Source organism: Roseibium sp. AWQ4_254 (genome assembly GCF_056161025.1).
Genome location: NZ_JBSWYH010000079.1, coordinates 1 through 1,353, shown reverse-complemented (window position 1 = coordinate 1,353; position 1,353 = coordinate 1). Strand labels below are relative to the sequence as shown.

Here is a 1,353-nt window from a genome sequence, read left to right as displayed (position 1 = left end):
GCTGGTCCAAAAGGTCTTTGTCGATGCTCATACGTGGGTCTCCTCATCTCAGAGCTACCACGCCAGGGCACAGAATTCCGGACAGTCTCTGTCGGACGGTTTTCAGGACATCCGGCTCACCGTCCCGGCATAGTATGTCAGCAGCGTCGACAAGCACGAACAGAAACAGTCTGAGTGAGTCGGTGACGATATTGTGCGTTCGTGCCTTGATTTTTTCCGCGTCAGAGCCAAAAGCCCGTCTGCCTCATGCAGATCGTCGAACAGGGATAGGGTTTCGACGGAGAGCTGCTTGCCACCCTCGACCATCAACGACAAGATCCTCTGAGTGGCCTGGTCAAAGTCGCCATGGATCAAAGCGGTGTTGATGGGGATTGCGACTTCGCGGGGGATTGCGCTTGGTAATACTCGTCATAGGTTCAGCGCTTCAATGTGAGAATGAGGCGCTGACCTGGCGGCCGGGGTGTTGAGACCCTTCGTACGCAAAGGCACGCCGCCTTTAGACCGGGGTCCAGCCGCCGCTTACCCTCACTTCAGGGATTGACCTGAAGTAAAAAGAAAGGTCACTGTCCGATTTTCGGGGAGGAGCTCACTTCTACCTGCGGGGCTCTTTTGCGGCAGGTAGAATCACATAGCTCTGCCGCGTCTTCCTTTCTCGAAAAGTTGCCCTCCCAAAGGAAAAAAAGCCAAGGCCAAGGACCATCAGCACAATTCCAGCCATGGTTATCGAAGAGATCGTTTCGCTTAAGAGTGCCCACCCACCTATCGCAGTGATTGCAGGCACCACAGCACCAGAAAGCGCGGTTGCAGAGGGGCCGAGCTGAGCGACCGTCACCCCAAAGAGAACCATCCCAAAGAGCCCTGCAAGAAATCCTTGAACACCAATCTGTATGGCAACGTCCATCAACGGGGCTGTCAACAAACCTTTAGATGGGGTTAGGAGCCAAACAGGAGCGATGGCGAAGGCGGACCATACAGAAATGATTGCTGCGCCGTGCCATGGATCAAGTCCGCTTCTGCGAAAGGTGACGGTGTAAACAGCCCAGCTTACGCCTGCGAGCAAGAATAACCCGTCGCCAATGAGCGTGGCTGATCCAGTGTCTTTGGTCAAACTTTCACCTGTTATGCAAAAAACTGCCGCAATGATAAGACCTAGACCAATGAACCGTTTTGCGTCACTACGCTCTCTTAGGACAACTGCAGACAAGGCAGTGACGAACAGGGGCATCGAACCCGGAAGCAAAGCGCCCATATGCGCAGCAGGTGCAAACTGAGCCCCCGCCATTCCCAAGAGACCGAACGGCAAGCCGCCGCCAAAGACGATAAGACTTGTAACCCACAAAGGTTTACCGGGAG

The 1,353-nt window shown here is 54.5% G+C and carries 1 protein-coding gene; it reads right to left on the bottom strand.

Annotated features, from left to right (window positions below; translation table 11 throughout):
* Positions 1-592: 592 nt before the first annotated feature.
* Positions 593-1,353, bottom strand: a 761-nt coding sequence (locus ACXAIC_RS24685) for a DMT family transporter (protein ID WP_475187074.1), incomplete at its 5' end; no start/stop codon positions are given.